Below are 15507 nucleotides of genomic sequence, written 5' to 3' on the forward strand. Positions count from 1 at the left end.
AGGAAGTGATCCTCGCGCACGTCGAGCGCATACGCGTCGCATCGGCCGGTCACGACAGTCGTGTCACGCCGGCGCACGTGGACACCATGCTCGGGCTCGTGAACCGGGAGGAGCCGTCGCTGCCACTGTTTGCCTGGCTGGTCGGCAACTTCGCAGCGGCCGGCCCCGAACAGGGTGAGGCGGTGCGCAGGGCCGTCACGGAGCTCGCGCCGCTCCTGCCGATCGATGGCACCCAACGCCTCGCCCTCGCCGAAGACCTCGTTCGCGCCGACCTCGACGAGGCGGCCATCGGCTGGCTGCCTGACATCGAGCAGGAGGCCTGGCCCGAGCGCGGACCGGTGGCGCAGCCGACCGGTGCGCTGGTCCTCCTTCGCATCTTCTCCAAGACCTTTCGGTGGGCGGATGCTCGCCAGCTGGCCGACCAACTTCAGGTCCAGTTCCCAGACGACGCCCACATATTGCTGCACTGTGCCCAGGCGTTTCGTCGAGCGGGAGACCGGATGGGTGCCTATCACCTGCTTACGGCCGCGGTGAGCCGCGGTGTGCATGACGGTTCCCTGATTGGTACCTGGGCACACCTTGCCGTGAGTTTGGGCCGCCGGCGCGCCGCGCATCGATTGCTCAGTAGCCTGCAGATTGCGCCACGCAGTCCGCAGGAATACGGACTGCTGCTCCGGGCGCGGGCTGTGCTGGGTATCCACGATGATGTCGGGTTGACGCTCAGCCCAGCGATGCAGGTCACCCCGGAAACCGCCGGGGAGGTGTTCACGAGTGGGTTGCTGGGGCGCGTCGCGCGGCCTGCGCGCGTCGCCTTTGGGCGGATCGCGCACGTCGTCATTACCCAGAACGGAGGCGAACGGTTCAACGAGCATGTGCTGTTGTTGGAAGATCCCGGCGACGGCCTGCCTGGGACGCGAGCGCTGGACAGCCGGCATTTCGCTTGGGTCACCGAGCTGCTCGGCGCCCTGCCCGGGGAAATCCGGACGCTGAGCGCCGCACCTTTTGCGGGCGCGCAGGCGTCCATCGTCGATGTCGTCGGAGCGGATCGCTGGGGCGTGCTGCAGGCCGCGCAAATGGTGCACCTGCTGCCGCCGGCGACCACTGGCGTGGAGACGCTCAGTGCCGATATCGAGGCGCTGCGCGAGCGACTGTCACGGCAAGCCACGTCCCATCGTCAGGCGCGACACGGCGCGCTCACTCATGCAGCCGAGCGCGGATCCGGTATCGCGCTGATCGCGAAGGCGACGGGCGTCAGCCCGCGAGCGCTGCTCCGTAAGAATGCGCCGTGGGTGCCAACGGGGCATTCGGGTTCCCCGGAGGACATCAATGCCGACGACCAAGCGCTAGTCGACAGCGGTCGGCTCGTCGTCGATCCCATCAGCCTGCTGCTGCTGGTCGATATCGGCGCGGAGTCGTTGCTAGGAGCATTACCCACCAAACCCGTCATGACGCCGCAAGCTGTGTGGCAGCTGTTTGACTGGTGGTACGAGCATGAACGCCACCAGCGTGGCACGCGGGCGCATGTCGCCATGTTGGATGACGGGCGCATGGCCTGGATGTCCCTCACGGCGAGCGAGCGGCGGGAGACGCGCGCGTACTGGCTGCGCGTGCAGCACGCCGTAGCGAACTACATCGAACAGGTCGAGGCGCCCCCTCTGTCCAACCTCGAGCTGAAGCGCTGCGCAGGGATGCTGGGGAGTCCCGTGATCAGCGGAATCGCCCTGGCGGCAGCAAAAGGGTGGGCGTATCTGACCGAAGAGGCAATGATTCGCGCGGTCGCGATCCATATTGGTCAGGCCAAGGTGTGCAGCGTGCACCGGGTGATGGTGGCAGGCTCCACGCTCGGTTGGTGGCCCGAATCGCGAGCGCTGGCTTGGCTGGCCATGCTGATGCGGCACGGCTGGAGCTGGATCAGCTTTCCGATTTCGATGCTTGAGAGCGCGTGCAAGCTGCCCAATGGGGAGCGCGGCGATATCCCCAACTTGCTGTTGAGCAGGATCAAGATGAGCCACCCGGCGGCCGGGATTCAGGCGATCTTTGGGTTGTTGCGAATGCTGGACCGCGGCAAGTTGCCGAACGTGGCACAAGGACGCCTTCGCAACCATGCCATCGACTGTCTGCCTTACGGCACCGATCCGGTGAAGCGGTGGTCCGTGGCGCGGCGCTTCGCGAGCCAGCACCCCCAGGGGATCCACAAGGCAACCAGGCGACGGATCGAAAGGTGGGCAGCGACTGGTCGCGCCGCCGGATAGCCCGAGTGGGTGTCACCTTGATTTAGGTGCAAATAGTGACACTTGGTCGATCGTCGTATCTTTCTGATTTTACGAAGAAAAGCTACTGGTAACTCAGGTTAAGTCTTTTTAAATCAATGAGTTGCTGCCACCCATTTTCAGGGCCTCAATTCGAGCTGATCGGCAGTCGTTCGCGATGATTTTGCTGCAAATAGTGACACTTCAGCCTTGGCCTGCGTGGTCAGCGGGAGGAACGCCCACGGGGTCGCGCTGACTTTGTGCCCTGCTTGGCCGTTCCAGGACGCTTGGTCTTCGTTGCCTGCCCTTGAGCCCGAAGGAGGGTCGGCAGGGATTCGGCCGGAAACCGGCAATTCCGCCTGTAACCGCTTGATAGCCCCGGCCGTTGGCTGCTTACGTTTCCGCTGGAGGAAGCGTGCCCGTGAGCGCGATCCACGCGGAGCGCGTGTAATGCTCCATTTCCTCGCCACTAGCCAAGCGATCGAGCAGCAATTTCATATCGTGCAGGTCGGAGCTGGGCTGCATGGGGCCATGACGGTGCTCGATGGCCAGCACCGCGATTGCGAGTGCCCGCTTCACCAAATGCAGGTCGCGCAATTCAAGGGTGGCCATGCCGTCTCTCCCTTTGCGAATTTCGTACTGTGGTACGTAACGCCGTATTACGTAACGCCGTGCAGGCCGCATTCAGTGGCGTAAGCCGGATTCTAAGGCGGGATAATGTTGAGTTATCCCGCCTTACGGGCGAATGCCTTACTGGGAGTTACTTTCGCGCGGTACAAACTAGGCCAGTTTTCAATGGATAAAAGAAACAGCAACTCAACGTGTTACAGCGTCATTGGCCTAAATGTGTGATTTCGCCCTGGAACTAGGCCACTGTAGGCCGCAGCCGAGATACGTGTAATTTTGCCAAGTAGAATCCGAAATCACACGTAAAAACAGCTTGTTGGCAGATAAATTGCCGGTTTCCGGCCGAATCCCTGCCGACCCTCTGTAACAATCCGAGCGCGCGACTAGACCGGATCCTCGCCGAAGGCCTCCTCCCTAACGTCCAGACCTAGGACGCCCCTGAAATGGGTGAACGCCAGTCGCCCGAGGGACCAGGCGTGACGTTCAGGCAGCGAAATGTGGGTCGTGGGCGACCAAGGGTATGCCGCGGCCGAGCCACTGGCCTTGTAGCGGTGGCGAATGGCGCACTGTTCCCTGCCCTCGCTGTCCGGTTCGAACCACGCCTGGTATTCCCGGGAGACGCCGTCTGCTTCAAAACAACCTTCTATGCTCTTGCGCATACCTCAAAACCTCTCGTGTGCGATGTCGATGGGTGACCGAGTTTTGGGCACCGAAATGAAATTAGACGAACGCGAACCCACAAGCTGAACGGCCATGACCACTCCAACAATTCTCTATATCGTCGGCAACGGCTTCGACCTGCATCACAGGCTGCCTACCGCCTTCAGCGACTTCCGAGACGACGTCCGAAGGCGAGCGCCAAAGGTCGCGGACTTAGTCGGCCAGTGGCTACCAAATGCTGGTGACGACTGGAGCAGCCTAGAGAGCGCGCTCGGGGATTTCGATGACGACCTTCTGATTCAAGACGCGTCAATGTATCTGCAGAGCTACGGTGCCGAAGACTGGTCGGATGCATCGCACTTTGCGTTTCAAGAAGCCATCGAGGCGGTCGTCGAGCCACTATCAAGCGAGCTCAGTGAGCTCTTTCGAATCTGGGTTGAGGCAGTCCCCGCATTGACCTGGGAGGCTGCCGAAGCTTCCCGCATCCCGCTCGCACCCGATGCTGCGTTCCTATCCTTCAACTACACCCCGACGCTGGCAACGGCATACGACATCCCGACCGACCGGGTATGGCACGTCCACGGGCGCGTCGGGACTGGGGCGCCGTTGATTTTGGGGCATGGATACAAGCGGCGACCACTGCGTACGCTCCCTATTGGCGACGAGGAAGATCCTATCGGCGACCCTCGAGAGGCCCAGGGCTTCGAGATTATCGACGACTACTTTCGGAGCACGTTCAAACCCGCTGACTCCATCATTGCGGGTCGCCCGGACTTCTTCTCACGTCTGGCCATGGTCCGGGAGGTTTGGGTGCTCGGGCACGCGATTGGGGAAGTGGACTGGGCGTATTACCGCGCGATCATTGAGATGCTGCCGCCAAACGCCATCTGGCATGCGAGCTACTATTGGGAGAAACCAGAGGAGGAAGCCGAGCGCGTGGACGCTCTGACCCGTCTGGGCATCGGTTGGGACCGGATCAAGACCTTCACGCTCCGGGACCTTGCACTGTCTGCTCCCCGTCCCGAATAGGAATGGTCGCCAAACCCATCACTGAACGGATCGACTCCCTCCGACTACCACTCGACGCCACGAAAGGACTCGATCTCGATTGGCGAAAGCTGGCCATCAGCCAATCCCCGGCGGGAGAGGAACTCATAGCGAGAGGGCCAGACTGAACTGAAGGCGGCAATTAACCCGGCCATGCGAGTCCCGCGTTCTTTGCTGGTCCAGCGCGTGAAGATAGCTCCAAGGGGATCGAGCATCCGTCCTTCTACGACGTCTTGAGTCCAATTTGATACTTCTTGCTTGATGCCCTCAGATCGTCCCTTGAAGGCGTCGTCGAGGGCCCCCTCCACTACGGCTTCCAGGCTGTACGTGATCGCCTGCACCGCTTTGCCATGGGTCACGAAGGCCAGTGATTGTCGAAGGACAAAGGACTGCCACAACAGGACCGGCCACAGAATGTCCACGCCATATTTCGGGCCGACTTCGGGCGCGAACTCTGGTGGCTTGATAGTTTTGCGTTGGCGCTCGTACGCTTTCCGGACGTCATAGGCGAGGCCGAGGAATGGACCCTCCTTGTCCTTGAGGAGCGGAGATTTTTCGTTGATCTCGTGAACGGTGTCGTGTAGTGCCCGCAAGCTGTCGTAGTCACCGAGCAGGACGATTCCTTCGCGGCTCTTGAGCAGTTGGTACTGAAGCATTGTCGGAACTCCGTTGTCCACCAAGCGCAGGGTCAGGCTATGGCCCGCTCAGAACTAGATCTTCGCGGCCGCGCCTGCTCACTCCAAATCACCGACGGCTACGTCCCTTCCTTGAGCAGGCGAGGATTTGCTTGACTGCTGCTGCGAAACTTTAGGATTCCTGGTCACCCTTCTTCGGAACCAACTCGGCCTGATAGACCGCGTCGATTGGATCGTCGAGGATCGCCATCATGGCTTTGAGGTTCTTCGGATCGGGGTTCAACCATGCGTCGATGTTCTCAGGTCTGATCGGAATGACGCATCTATCGTGTCCTGCGTAGGAGACCTCTGGCGGCGGATCACGCGTAATTGCGGCAACTCCATAGAAGGGCGCCTCTGTCGGACCTTCGGGGACCACGTAGCGCCAGATGCACGCGAGGAACATATCCTGCGCCGACTCAGGTGAGAACACGATCTCGATCTTCCGTGGACTCTCGCCGGGTGCGAGCGCCCGGTGTTCGAAATCATTCCGCTTCACGCTTTCATAGAACCGGCTAGCGAGAATAACTCCATGGCCGACGCCGAAGATGCCGCGCCAGACTGTGCGCAAGCTATTCTTGCGTGCGTTGTAGCACCCAGGCTTGTCCTTTTCATCTTGCAACGTAAAGCCCAACGGGCGAGCGCGATAGCGCATGGGAGCCACGACGCGCTGCCCGGTTTCCGGGTCCCGAATCATCACGGGGGTGTAGTGACCTGGCCAGATGCGCGTCCAACCATCATTCGCCGCGTGGACGCCAAGCTCTGCTTTCTGCGCTTCGAGGTCAGCGATAGCGTTTCGCGCCGAGAGCTTGTCCTTCTCCGCGGTCTTCGACCACTTTTTGGCAAGCCTAGCCTCCGCGTCCAGAAGCTTCTCGGTGGCCTTGCCGATCTTCTGCTCCAGCACCAGATCGACGTCGCGATACGCATGAAGGACGGCGTTATGGACCTCTAGCTCCTGATCATTCTGGGGATTGTCAAATGCCGTTCGGACGGCCATTGGCACGACCTTGTGAAAGTCCCCTTCTTTACCTCTCGACCAGAACACTTTGACGTAGGCAGCGAGGTCAAGTCGGCCGCCGTAGCGCTCATACTTTCGATAATCTCCAACCACCTGCGCCGAGTAGCACACTGTCAGTTCTCCTGTCCGACATTTTGAATGCGCTGGCCTGCAAGAATGTGATCAAGCGCTCCGCGCACCCGAGCGTCGTCCTTCGGGTCCAGGCCATCGAGCAATGCGTCCGCTCGCGATGCAAACGCTGGCCAGAAATCTGCGGGATCGGGGTGCTGACGTGCGAGGCGTCCAGCTTGGAGGTGCAGCCGGAATATGCGGTCTTCGAGGCTCAGCGGCGACTTTCGCATCTCATTAGCTTACCCCTTCCCTTGGCCGGAAACAGGTGCCGGCTTCCCGGCGTTGGGGCAAGATTGGCCGACAGCCCGACGGAACCTCAGGAAGTGAGTCGCCAACTGGACTTGACCGTCCCGCTACCAGACGCCTTAAACGAGCAATTGCTCTCGCTCTACGAAGAGATGATGTGGCTTGCGGCCCGCCCTGGCATCACCGCGTCCATGGCCCGCGCCTGGTACACGCATATCGTGTCGACAAAGCTGGCCAGAAAGATCCGCTCTTCACAGGCGAGGTCTCCATGGCCGCTATCTCGGACCCGAGCCAAAGGCTGACGCTTGAGCACTTCAAGCGCCTGCAGACGCGCCTCACATCATTGGTGGAGAACGATGTTCGCAACGGGCCGAACCCCGTCGCATTCGTCTCGTTGCTCCGCGATCTTGAGCAGGTCCGCATCACCACTGTTCAGGAGAACTACTCAGCGATGAAGTCGGATGGCGACTATGCAGTTGCCGGTATCGAGCTGGTCCTTTGGGACGACATTCCGCTCGATGTACGACAGGTGTTGTGGAAGCGGGTGTTGAATGGCAAGGTCACGAATTACGCGGCATACGCTATGGCAGGAGCCGGCGTGCGCAGTACGGTCAAAGGAGCTGACGCGTGAAAGGTACGATGAAAGAGAAGCCCAAGAAGGGCAAAAAGCTGCCCATATCTAGCAGATGTCCGCAGTGCCAGGCGGCCCTGCTCGCTACGCCACACACGATTCGTGCGCACTTCGTGGAGGTGCACGGCCGACCGCCGACGCACGCCGAAGCACATCAGGTGCGCAATTATAGGCCCCAGCAGCAGGTGCGTCTCTACGGACCTAGTTATCGCGGCCACCCTGTCGAGGTTGGTGGTGGCCTGCCATCGCTAGGTCGTCGGAAGTAGAGCGAGGCGCGGCCGTGCTCCGTTAACCCGGCTCCCTGGCCCACCTCCTCGCCAGCGCGATCATATTGGCCGCAGTTCGATAGTCGGATGGGGTGCAAGGGGTTATCAGCGTCCGCTTCTTGCCGTTGGGGAACAGCGTGAGGAACTTGAGGTGACTCTTTCCAGTCCGGCCGACGTAGTTGCAGGTAATGCCTTCCTTGGCCAGGGCGTCGATGGCCCTGCGGATCTCGGCAGGTATGGTCGAAGCGGCCACGTCACATGCCTGCGGCCTTGAAGCGCGTTGCCATGGCCGTGTACTTGCGTGCCTCGTCAAGAAGAAAGCGAATATCGGCGTACTTCTCTCGCGTCTTGTGGGCGCGATTTGTCGGCCTGATCCTCAGCTCTTCGACCTGCTTTCTGCATTCCTCGGCCTTCGCTTCCGCCCACGCCTGCTTGGTCGGGTACCACGTTCCTTTCGCCATTGAGACGCCCTCGATTTTTGCGATCTCAATCAGGGTGGGTCACGATGGAGGAGGGTAAAAATGAAGCTGCGTTCTGCAGACGCACGAGGAGCACGCATTGAGCACGCGCGGGGTATCCAGGGTTGCAGGCCAATGGTTCACTGATGCTGGCGAGCTCCTGGCCGCCGGCGTCGCGCTTGGGGACGCCCCGAGCAGGGCCAAGGCGCGGCTGGCCAAGGGAATCACCGAAGAGTGGGCACTGATCCGGCACCTGAGCGCCCTCGCTGTGAGTCATCGGCTCGCCTTTCCTGTCGTGGCGCGGGCGGGGGAAAGACCCGACTTCATCGTTCAAACGGGCACCCATGAAACGGGCCTGGAGGTGACGCAGGCCGTGGACGCCAGCTATTCCCGCTTCTTAAGCGTTGCCGCCCGGGCCGGCCTTTTGCACGTGCCGGATGCGGTCGACTTCCTGTCGCTGCCAAACGCGTCGGCGATGTCGACGCACGACATGGAAATGCTCGCTGCCCGCCTCAAGGAACATTTACCCGCTACTCGGTGGCCACGGCAGGAGGACCGCCCTGAGGCCGCGCTGCGCGATTGGTTGGCGCTGATCTGTGACGCCATCTCGCGGAAGATCGAGCGATACACGCGCACGCCGCTGACGATCGACCGCTGCGACCTGCTGATCTACGACAACACGGGCCGCACTGTGGACTTGAAGCGAGGGATCGAAATGCTCGGCGCATCGCTGCCAGCGGCGCAATCGTTCCAGCGAATCTACGTTCTCAGCGAGGCGGTGTTGCTCGAATTGGACGCGGCCAAGCCTCACACTTCTCCGCTGACGCACCCTGTGCCAATCGAACTCCTGGTGTGAGTATCGGTGCTTGAGACCTGCGAACTCTAATCTCGGGCGAAGTTCAGCAGCAGAGACAAGGAATGGGCAAGCCGAAACGAGTACCTGGCGACTGGGTCGTTGTGATCTGGGACGGCGAGAACCCGAGTGAAGTGGCGCGACGGGCGTTGTGGCCAGACGCGGATATCCGGGCTGGCCAGGTGCGCAGTGGTAGCGCGAAGCGAGTGACTGTCGAGGCTTCCGAGGCGTGGGAGCGAGCGATGCGCGGGCGTTAGCCAGCGCCCTCCCCCATTTCCTCCCAGCCGCTTCTATCTCATGCAGCGGAGCCGGGCGCCGTGCTCGTTGGGAGACACAGCGCCCTCATTTCTCAGAAGCGCCAGGTGGCGCCCACGCGAAGGTACTGATCGGTCATGTGGCCGCCAAATTGGCCGCCATAGGTGCCTTCGATGGTAACAGCTGGCGTCAGGTCGATACCGACACCGCCGGATACCACTGCAGCGTTCTGTGCGACGGGCGCGCCCGAAACGTTGAATGCGTCGCCGCCCGTGGTGAAGCGCGCGTTGGCCACCGGGGTGATGTCGCCAGATGCATGCTGCCAGCCAACGTTGATGGTTCCGCGGACTCCGCCCCGCTCATCGAGGGTGAACATCCCACGTGCGCCGAGCGTGCTGATGGTGAGCGCAGCGTCGTTCCCCGATACGTTGAGCGCGGCGACGGAGCCCTGCTCGTGGACGTCATCAGTGCTGATACGGTCGTAGGCGACGGTGAGGAATGGCGCAATGGTGTCGCGATCAAACGTGAACTCGTAGCTGGCGTCGATGAATGCCTGGGCCGTGTGGGTGTTGTAGCGGCTATTGGCCGTGTCGTTGATCGCGCCGAAGTTCACTGTGCGTGCGGCATTGACTTTCTGCCAGCCGTAGACTGCGCCACCCTGGACGCGCACGGCGCCAACCTTGGCGTCGCCGTAGAGACCGGCGTAGGTGTCGACGTGATGTGCCGACGTATTGGGGCTGTCGCTACGAGCCGTGCCTTGGCCCTGACCCAACACGGCACCGATGCGGGCGTTGTTGCCCACGGACAGATCGGCACCGAGGACAAGGCCGCTGCCCTTCGTATCGACGTCGGCGGCATTGCCGTCGCTGCCGTAAGAGCCGGAGCGGCCCCATGCCGAAGTCCACGCATTGAACCCACCCTGGCTGGTCCCTGCATGGCCGTCTGCGCTGGCTACGCCGACCAGATGCGCACCAATGGCGTCGCGGACGTATCGGTCGTTCTCGAGGATTGCCGTACGGGTGCTGGCGTGGATGTCGTCCTGGAGTTGGTCGAAGCCATTGGCGGCGGTGAAGTCGTCGAGGACCACCAGCGCGTCGTAGACGGCGTTGCCGGCACCGAGCGACTTCACGGCGGCTGCGGCCGCCTTGGCGTTGCGGGTGTTGGCGATGGTCGGGAACTTGACTTGGTTTCGCTCCGGGACAAAGCCGAGGCTGCCGGTTCCGTAGTTAACAGCCGGGTTGACGGTCTGCGCGAAAGCGTTGGGCGATGCGATGCCGGCACCAATAGCCAAGGCGCTGGCCAGCGCGAGGGTCAGCACGTGCTTGGTGGGGGAACGACGTTCATCGACGCCGCTGGCGATTGAGTAGCCCGAGATGGCGTGCTCAGAGGCGCCTTGCACACGGCGCTGGCTGTGGTTCCAGACCTTCTTGGAGACAAAGTTCACTTGTTGCTTCTCCCTATCCATTGGGACGGTTTTTGAGGGGTGTGGCGTGTGCTGTTTCGCTACGCAGGGGGCGGGGCGAGAGGGCTTCTTGGCGACATGCGCAAGCCAAGAGGACCGTTATCGACCGAACCGCAAGAACTTGAGGAAGTCGAAGTTCTGCGGCTGCGTTGCGAAACCAATCGTGAGGCACACTTTTCGGGCGCAAAATCGGGCCGCGTTCTGCGCGGCCGGATGGAATTCACCAGGGTGGCAGCCCGGTCGCCTCAGGACGGGATACCGGCGCCTCAGTCAGAAGGTTCTTGCGGGAAAAGTGTGACCGACGCGTTGTTTGGGACGGGCACTCGCCAGTAGGATCAGGCGCATGGATGCGGGGAGAGCAGGATGCGGAACTGGTTCATCGGCCTTTTAGCCATTGCGACAGCGGGGCTCTCAGTCGGTGGGCACGCGTCCGCCGCGGTCGGTATCACCCTCCCCCATGACCCCAACCTGGCCACCCTGACAGCACTGCTGCAGAGCGGCGACGGACAGGTGGATCTCGCCCGGGCCGAGGTCTCCATCGAACGGATGATCGATCCGAGTACCGATCAGGCTGCCACCCTGAAAGAACTGGATGCTTGGGCCGAAAGAGTGCGAGCGCGCTTCCCGATTGGTGCTTCCAATATGGACAAGCTCATTGTCCTGAACACCACGCTCTACCAGTCGGGCCCGTGGAACGACAGCCACCCGTTTGCTTACGACTTCGACGATCCGCTCGGCAACAACATCGAGAACAAACTCCTATCGCGGTACATGAAGACACGGCGCGGGAATTGCGTCTCCATGCCGGTGTTCTTCGTCATCCTCGGACAGAAGCTCGGGCTCGACATGACGCTGGCCACCGCGCCGCTGCATGTGTTCGTGAAGTTCCATCAGGACGATGGGTCATGGCTCAATGTCGAGACAACGAGCGCGGGCACTAAGCGTGATGAGAGCTACATTGCAGAGCACCACATTCAACCCCGCGCGGTACTCACCGGCATCTACCTGAGGCCTCTCAGCCGGCAGGAAAGCGTTGGGGTGATGATCGACACGTTGGAGGAGTTCTATGCGCACCATCGCTCGCCTGAGCATCAGCTCGGCCTGACTGAGTTGGCACTTGGGAACAACCCCAAAGACGTCACCTCCCTTCTCATGCGCGGCAGCGCTTACTACAAGCTGCTGCAATCCCGATATGTGAGCAAGTACCAGCGGTCGGAAGACATTCCCGCCGGCGAACGCGCGGATTATCAGATGCTCAGCAACAACAACCTCGCTCTTTTCGCCAAAGCAGAGCGACTGGGGTGGCGCGAGCCGTCTGCCCAGGACGATGCGGAGTATCTGCAGAAGATCCAGTCCATCAAGGCGACTCAAGGAGGATGAAGATGAAAGTGATGCTCATGGGCCTGTTGGCCCTCGGTCTTGTGGCGACGAGCCACCCGGCGGAGGCGCGCTACTTGCAGTCGGATCCGCTGGGTTTGGCGGGCGGCACGAATACCTATGCTTACGTGCGGAGCAATCCCCTGATCGCCGTGGATCCTCTGGGGCTGCTCGGCTATATCGTGCAGAACGGAAACAATATTCGCATCATTGTGCCCATCGATTTCAAGGGTGGCTCTTACGATGACGCCGCGCGTATGGCGCAGGGTGTGGCCCAGACGTGGACCGGGCAGTTCGGCGACTACAACGTCGAGACCATGGTTCTGGACGCATCGCACATGACTGGCATGGACGTGAACCACATCGACATCGCACCTGGGAAGAGCGATGCCAAGGGCCTCTCTCGCGTTTGCCCGGACATGTCTCACGGCAAGTGGTTCGTGCAGCCCACGCGCATCAACGGATTGGACTATGGTCACGAAGGCGGGCATCTGCTTGGTTTGCCGGATATGCCTGACAGCTTCACGACCATGGACCCCGTCTACACGAACGCCGTTCCGAACGCCGATCTCATCAAGGCCATCCTGACGAGTCCCGTGAATGTCCACCTCCATTGATCGCGTCGCCTTGAGTGCGCTGCTGCTGGTCGCTTCCATGGGCTGCAGCGCGCAGTCCGTCACGTTGAGCCAGGCGTTTGAATTGTGCGCCAAGTCGGTTAAGGGCGTTTCGTATGACGCGCAGACAGGCATCGATGCCGGGGTCATACATGCCGGCAAGGCGGGAGCCAAAGTCACCATCTACGTGGGGCAGCATCCGGATATTCCTCCGGGCATGAATATCCAGCGGGACCGAACACGGTACGTGCCTCGCGACCTGGGACCGACGCTGCAGTACATCGCGCAATCCGCGCGCGCGAACGGTCACGGCACCGTGCGTCTGTACGGCTACGACAGGGCAGTGAACGACCAGATCCTGGTGCTCGTCAGTGCCGATGACGGAGCGGCAAACCTTGCGCTCGTCCGTTCTATCGGTGATTCGCTGATGCGTTGTCCTACGCAGTAGCTGCTTGGCTTTCCGAGCCCGTCATTCTTTTAGGCCAGGGATGATGGACGAATGGGTGCAACGACAGCCCTCCTCTGACCCCGGCCAAATTCGACGCCCCTTTACAACCACGCCCTCATCGAGCTTGAACTTTCTGCCGTCCAAGGACTTGTGAAGTGCCGTCATCTCAGCATCCGCGCAGGGCGCGTTGGAGAATCGCCACTTACCATGGGTGATGCCAAGGGACTGCTGTCGATTGCAGTTCATGCGTACCGTCGAGCGGTTCAAGATGTGGATAGCAATCGCCCCGGCGCGCTTCTTTGTGACGCCGTCAATTGTCAACAGCGCATTTGAAAGGTGAGCAGCGTCTCGTCCCCTGGAAATCGCTGTATGCGCTGCGTCGTAGATTCGATCGAAGTCAGCAGCCTTGATCTCTGGGATCGCTTTCAAGTCGGCCAGCAACTTCTCTTCAATCTCATCGGTGACTTGGGAACTATCGAACTGCACGGTCGGCAGCGATTTGGAGGGCTTTGCTTTTTTGAACAGCCAGCCGAACATGCTCCTCTCCTAATCCTTTCGTAGGCCGTGCGAGATGGCGCCGATGCCGGCGACGCCGAACACCAGAGTCAGGGCCACTTTGCCCCAATCCGTGACGGGCATGTTTCGGGTCGTGTAACTGGTGTCGACAACGACGATCCGGGTCGCTGTCAAACCGCACGCCGTGGCCAGGATCAACGACAAGAGTCCGCCTGCGATCAGAAGCTTGTTTCGTCTGGACATGGGTTCCCCTCCCTTCCGAGCGAAGTATAAGGGTTGTCTTGGAACTGCCGCTCACGAGCGTCAACATAGCGATCGGGCTGCTCGGCGTCCTTCCTATCCTGGCCATCCCCTTGGAATACCCTTGGGCGCATTGCCATCGCTTGGATCGTGGCCGGCTTGCGCCGGCGGCCGCCTCTGTGCGTGCGGTCGCGCGATCAGTGGAAGTCGCGTGACCTTGCGTCCAGCTCGCCGAGCATTTCCGTGTAGTCGAGAAGGCGCGCAGCAATCAGATGGCTGACGCCGTCTTGGTGCTCCCAGCGACCGACCACGCCGAGAAGCTTGGCCTCCAGGTAGACCCGTTTGTGCATCTCTGCCACGTCGCGCCACACGACGACGTTGATGGGGCCGTATTCGTCCTCAAGGGTGATGAAGGTGACGCCGCTCGCCGTTTGTGGCCGTTGGCGCTGGGTGACTAGGCCTGCGGCGCGGACAAAGCTGGCGTTGGGCTTGGCCGCGAGTGCTCGCGAGTCGATGCAGCGCACAGCGCGGAGCTGAGGGCGGATCTGCTGGACCGGATGTGGACCAAGCGTCAGGCCCACGTGCGCGTAGTCGGCAAGCGTGTTCTCGCCTTGGGATGGCGCTGGGATCGACGCGTGTTCCTCCTCGGGGCTTGTGTTGCCGAACAGGGGCAGCTGGGGCTCAACGCCGGCGATTGCCCAGCGAGCGCGGTGTCGGTGGCCAGCGAGGCCTCGAAGCGCGCCGGCGTCGGCCAGCAGGTCGCGATGGCGCGAATCAATCGCTGCGCGTCCACACAGGTCGGCGATTCCACTGAACCCTTGAATGTTCCGGGCGGACACGATTCGCTCCGCCATGTCCTCGCGGAATCCGCGCACTTGGCGAAAGCCAAGCCTGATGGCCAGGCCGCCTGTCGATGCGCGGTCGGGTTCAAGGGTGTTGTCCCACTCACTGTGGCGCACGTCGACTGGGCGAATGACGATGCCGTGCCGCTGTCCGTCCTGCACGAGCTGACTTGGCCCGTAGAAGCCCATCGGCTGCGAGTTGAGCAGCGCGCACAGGAACTCGCCGGGATAGTGGCACTTGAGCCAGCAGGAGACGTAAGCGATGTGCGCAAAGCTGGCAGCGTGGCTTTCGGGAAAGCCATAGCTCCCGAAGCCCTTTATCTTTTCGAAAATGTCGGCAGCGAATTCCTCACTGAAGCCATTGTCGAGCATGCCTTGCGTCAAGCGCTCGCGATGCGCCTCAAGTCCGCCGTGGCGTTTCCACGCCGCCATGGCGCGTCGCAGTTGGTCCGCCTCGCCCGCAGAGTATCCAGCTGCAACCATTGCGAGCTTCATCACCTGCTCTTGGAAGAGTGGCACTCCGAGAGTGCGCTCAAAAACCTCCTTCAGTTCTTCTGACGGGAAGGTAATCTCTTCCTCTCCCCGTCGCCGGCGAAGGTACGGATGAATCATGTCGCCTTGGATTGGGCCCGGCCGCACGATGGCCACCTGAATCACTAGGTCGTAGAAGTTGCGTGGGCGGTGTCGAGGAAGCATGGCCATCTGCGCGCGGCTTTCGATCTGGAAAACGCCGACAGTGTCCGCGCGCTGGATCATCTCGTAGGTAGCATCATCCTGATCCAGAGAGATGGAGGCCATGCTCAGCGAGCGGCCGTGGTGCGCGAGCAAGAGATCCAAGCACTTCTGCACGCACGTCAGCATGCCGAGCGCGAGGCAGTCGACCTTGAGGAGGCCCATCGTGTCGAGATCATCC

The 15507-nt window shown here is 61.4% G+C and carries 16 protein-coding genes; 7 read left to right on the top strand and 9 right to left on the bottom strand.

From position 1 onward, the window contains the following. On the top strand, positions 1–2252 hold a 2252-nt coding region (locus JHD67_RS18965), incomplete at its 5' end, for a hypothetical protein (protein WP_199100752.1). 390 nt (positions 2253–2642) lie between these two features. On the opposite strand, the gene JHD67_RS18970 is transcribed toward JHD67_RS18965, so the two are convergent. Beyond that, on the bottom strand, positions 2643–2861 hold the full coding sequence (locus JHD67_RS18970; RefSeq protein ID WP_199041249.1) for a hypothetical protein: 219 nt from the start codon (positions 2859–2861) through the stop codon (positions 2643–2645). A 768-nt stretch (positions 2862–3629) separates the two neighbouring features. Here JHD67_RS18970 and JHD67_RS18975 point away from each other — a divergent pair. Beyond that, positions 3630–4565: a bacteriophage abortive infection AbiH family protein gene (locus JHD67_RS18975; RefSeq protein WP_199041252.1), complete on the top strand. Its 936-nt coding sequence runs from the start codon at positions 3630–3632 to the stop codon at positions 4563–4565. Between the two features lie 44 nt (positions 4566–4609). Here the strand turns inward: JHD67_RS18975 and JHD67_RS18980 are convergent, their stop codons facing one another. Then, a complete protein-coding gene (locus JHD67_RS18980) occupies positions 4610–5239 on the bottom strand; it encodes a hypothetical protein (RefSeq protein ID WP_199041255.1) in 630 nt (209 codons plus the stop codon). 151 nt (positions 5240–5390) lie between these two features. Next, positions 5391–6386, bottom strand: coding sequence for an SOS response-associated peptidase family protein (locus JHD67_RS22435; RefSeq protein ID WP_199041258.1), 996 nt, complete (start codon positions 6384–6386; stop codon positions 5391–5393). Positions 6387–6900: 514 nt separating this feature from the next. Here JHD67_RS22435 and JHD67_RS18990 point away from each other — a divergent pair. Continuing rightward, positions 6901–7263, top strand: coding sequence for a hypothetical protein (locus tag JHD67_RS18990; protein WP_199041261.1), 363 nt, complete (start codon positions 6901–6903; stop codon positions 7261–7263). A gap of 288 nt (positions 7264–7551) precedes the next feature. Here JHD67_RS18990 and JHD67_RS18995 read toward each other — a convergent pair whose 3' ends face one another. Beyond that, complete coding sequence (locus tag JHD67_RS18995; protein WP_199041264.1) at positions 7552–7782, bottom strand: hypothetical protein; 231 nt, start codon at positions 7780–7782, stop codon at positions 7552–7554. A 1-nt stretch (position 7783) separates the two neighbouring features. Then, positions 7784–7990 carry a hypothetical protein gene (locus tag JHD67_RS19000; RefSeq protein ID WP_199041268.1) on the bottom strand — a complete coding sequence of 69 codons (207 nt, stop codon included), beginning with the start codon at positions 7988–7990 and terminating at the stop codon, positions 7784–7786. A gap of 97 nt (positions 7991–8087) precedes the next feature. Here JHD67_RS19000 and JHD67_RS19005 point away from each other — a divergent pair, with 97 nt between their 5' ends. Further along, positions 8088–8843, top strand: coding sequence for a hypothetical protein (locus JHD67_RS19005; protein WP_199041271.1), 756 nt, complete (start codon positions 8088–8090; stop codon positions 8841–8843). 346 nt (positions 8844–9189) lie between these two features. Here the strand turns inward: JHD67_RS19005 and JHD67_RS19010 are convergent, their stop codons facing one another. Next, a complete protein-coding gene (locus JHD67_RS19010) occupies positions 9190–10539 on the bottom strand; it encodes an autotransporter outer membrane beta-barrel domain-containing protein (RefSeq protein ID WP_199041274.1) in 1350 nt (449 codons plus the stop codon). A 381-nt stretch (positions 10540–10920) separates the two neighbouring features. Between JHD67_RS19010 and JHD67_RS19015 the strand changes: the two genes are divergently transcribed. The 3 genes from JHD67_RS19015 to JHD67_RS19025 are packed head-to-tail and all read left to right on the top strand — an operon-like array spanning position 10921 to position 12996. Continuing rightward, positions 10921–11937: a transglutaminase family protein gene (locus tag JHD67_RS19015; protein ID WP_199041277.1), complete on the top strand. Its 1017-nt coding sequence runs from the start codon at positions 10921–10923 to the stop codon at positions 11935–11937. 2 nt (positions 11938–11939) lie between these two features. Next, entirely contained in the window at positions 11940–12551 is a 612-nt protein-coding gene (locus tag JHD67_RS19020) for an RHS repeat-associated core domain-containing protein (RefSeq protein ID WP_233172080.1), read from the top strand. Then, positions 12535–12996: a hypothetical protein gene (locus JHD67_RS19025; protein WP_199041283.1), complete on the top strand. Its 462-nt coding sequence runs from the start codon at positions 12535–12537 to the stop codon at positions 12994–12996. The genes JHD67_RS19020 and JHD67_RS19025 overlap by 17 nt, the downstream gene beginning before the upstream one ends. Before the next feature lie 21 nt (positions 12997–13017). Here the strand turns inward: JHD67_RS19025 and JHD67_RS19030 are convergent, their stop codons facing one another. The 3 genes from JHD67_RS19030 to JHD67_RS19040 form a co-directional block, all read right to left on the bottom strand. Beyond that, positions 13018–13533: a phage minor head protein gene (locus JHD67_RS19030; RefSeq protein WP_199041287.1), complete on the bottom strand. Its 516-nt coding sequence runs from the start codon at positions 13531–13533 to the stop codon at positions 13018–13020. A gap of 9 nt (positions 13534–13542) precedes the next feature. Beyond that, entirely contained in the window at positions 13543–13755 is a 213-nt protein-coding gene (locus JHD67_RS19035) for a hypothetical protein (RefSeq protein ID WP_199041290.1), read from the bottom strand. Positions 13756–13949: 194 nt separating this feature from the next. After that, on the bottom strand, positions 13950–15507 hold a 1558-nt coding region (locus tag JHD67_RS19040), incomplete at its 5' end, for an OB-fold nucleic acid binding domain-containing protein (RefSeq protein ID WP_343214398.1).

Source organism: Dyella sp. ASV21 (assembly GCF_016428975.1).
In the GTDB taxonomy this organism is placed as follows: Bacteria; Pseudomonadota; Gammaproteobacteria; order Xanthomonadales; family Rhodanobacteraceae; genus Dyella.

What these genes read in the sequence shown, in the direction of transcription:
- JHD67_RS19035 (WP_199041290.1), bottom strand. Translation starts at nt 13,755, where the DNA reads ATGTCCAGACGAAACAAGCTTCTGATCGCAGGCGGACTCTTGTCGTTG.
- JHD67_RS18990 (WP_199041261.1), top strand. Translation starts at nt 6,901, where the DNA reads ATGGCCGCTATCTCGGACCCGAGCCAAAGGCTGACGCTTGAGCACTTC.
- JHD67_RS19020 (WP_233172080.1), top strand. Translation starts at nt 11,940, where the DNA reads ATGAAAGTGATGCTCATGGGCCTGTTGGCCCTCGGTCTTGTGGCGACG.
- JHD67_RS19025 (WP_199041283.1), top strand. Translation starts at nt 12,535, where the DNA reads ATGTCCACCTCCATTGATCGCGTCGCCTTGAGTGCGCTGCTGCTGGTC.
- JHD67_RS19000 (WP_199041268.1), bottom strand. Translation starts at nt 7,990, where the DNA reads ATGGCGAAAGGAACGTGGTACCCGACCAAGCAGGCGTGGGCGGAAGCG.
- JHD67_RS19030 (WP_199041287.1), bottom strand. Translation starts at nt 13,533, where the DNA reads ATGTTCGGCTGGCTGTTCAAAAAAGCAAAGCCCTCCAAATCGCTGCCG.
- JHD67_RS18975 (WP_199041252.1), top strand. Translation starts at nt 3,630, where the DNA reads ATGACCACTCCAACAATTCTCTATATCGTCGGCAACGGCTTCGACCTG.
- JHD67_RS18970 (WP_199041249.1), bottom strand. Translation starts at nt 2,861, where the DNA reads ATGGCCACCCTTGAATTGCGCGACCTGCATTTGGTGAAGCGGGCACTC.
- JHD67_RS19015 (WP_199041277.1), top strand. Translation starts at nt 10,921, where the DNA reads ATGCGGAACTGGTTCATCGGCCTTTTAGCCATTGCGACAGCGGGGCTC.
- JHD67_RS18980 (WP_199041255.1), bottom strand. Translation starts at nt 5,239, where the DNA reads ATGCTTCAGTACCAACTGCTCAAGAGCCGCGAAGGAATCGTCCTGCTC.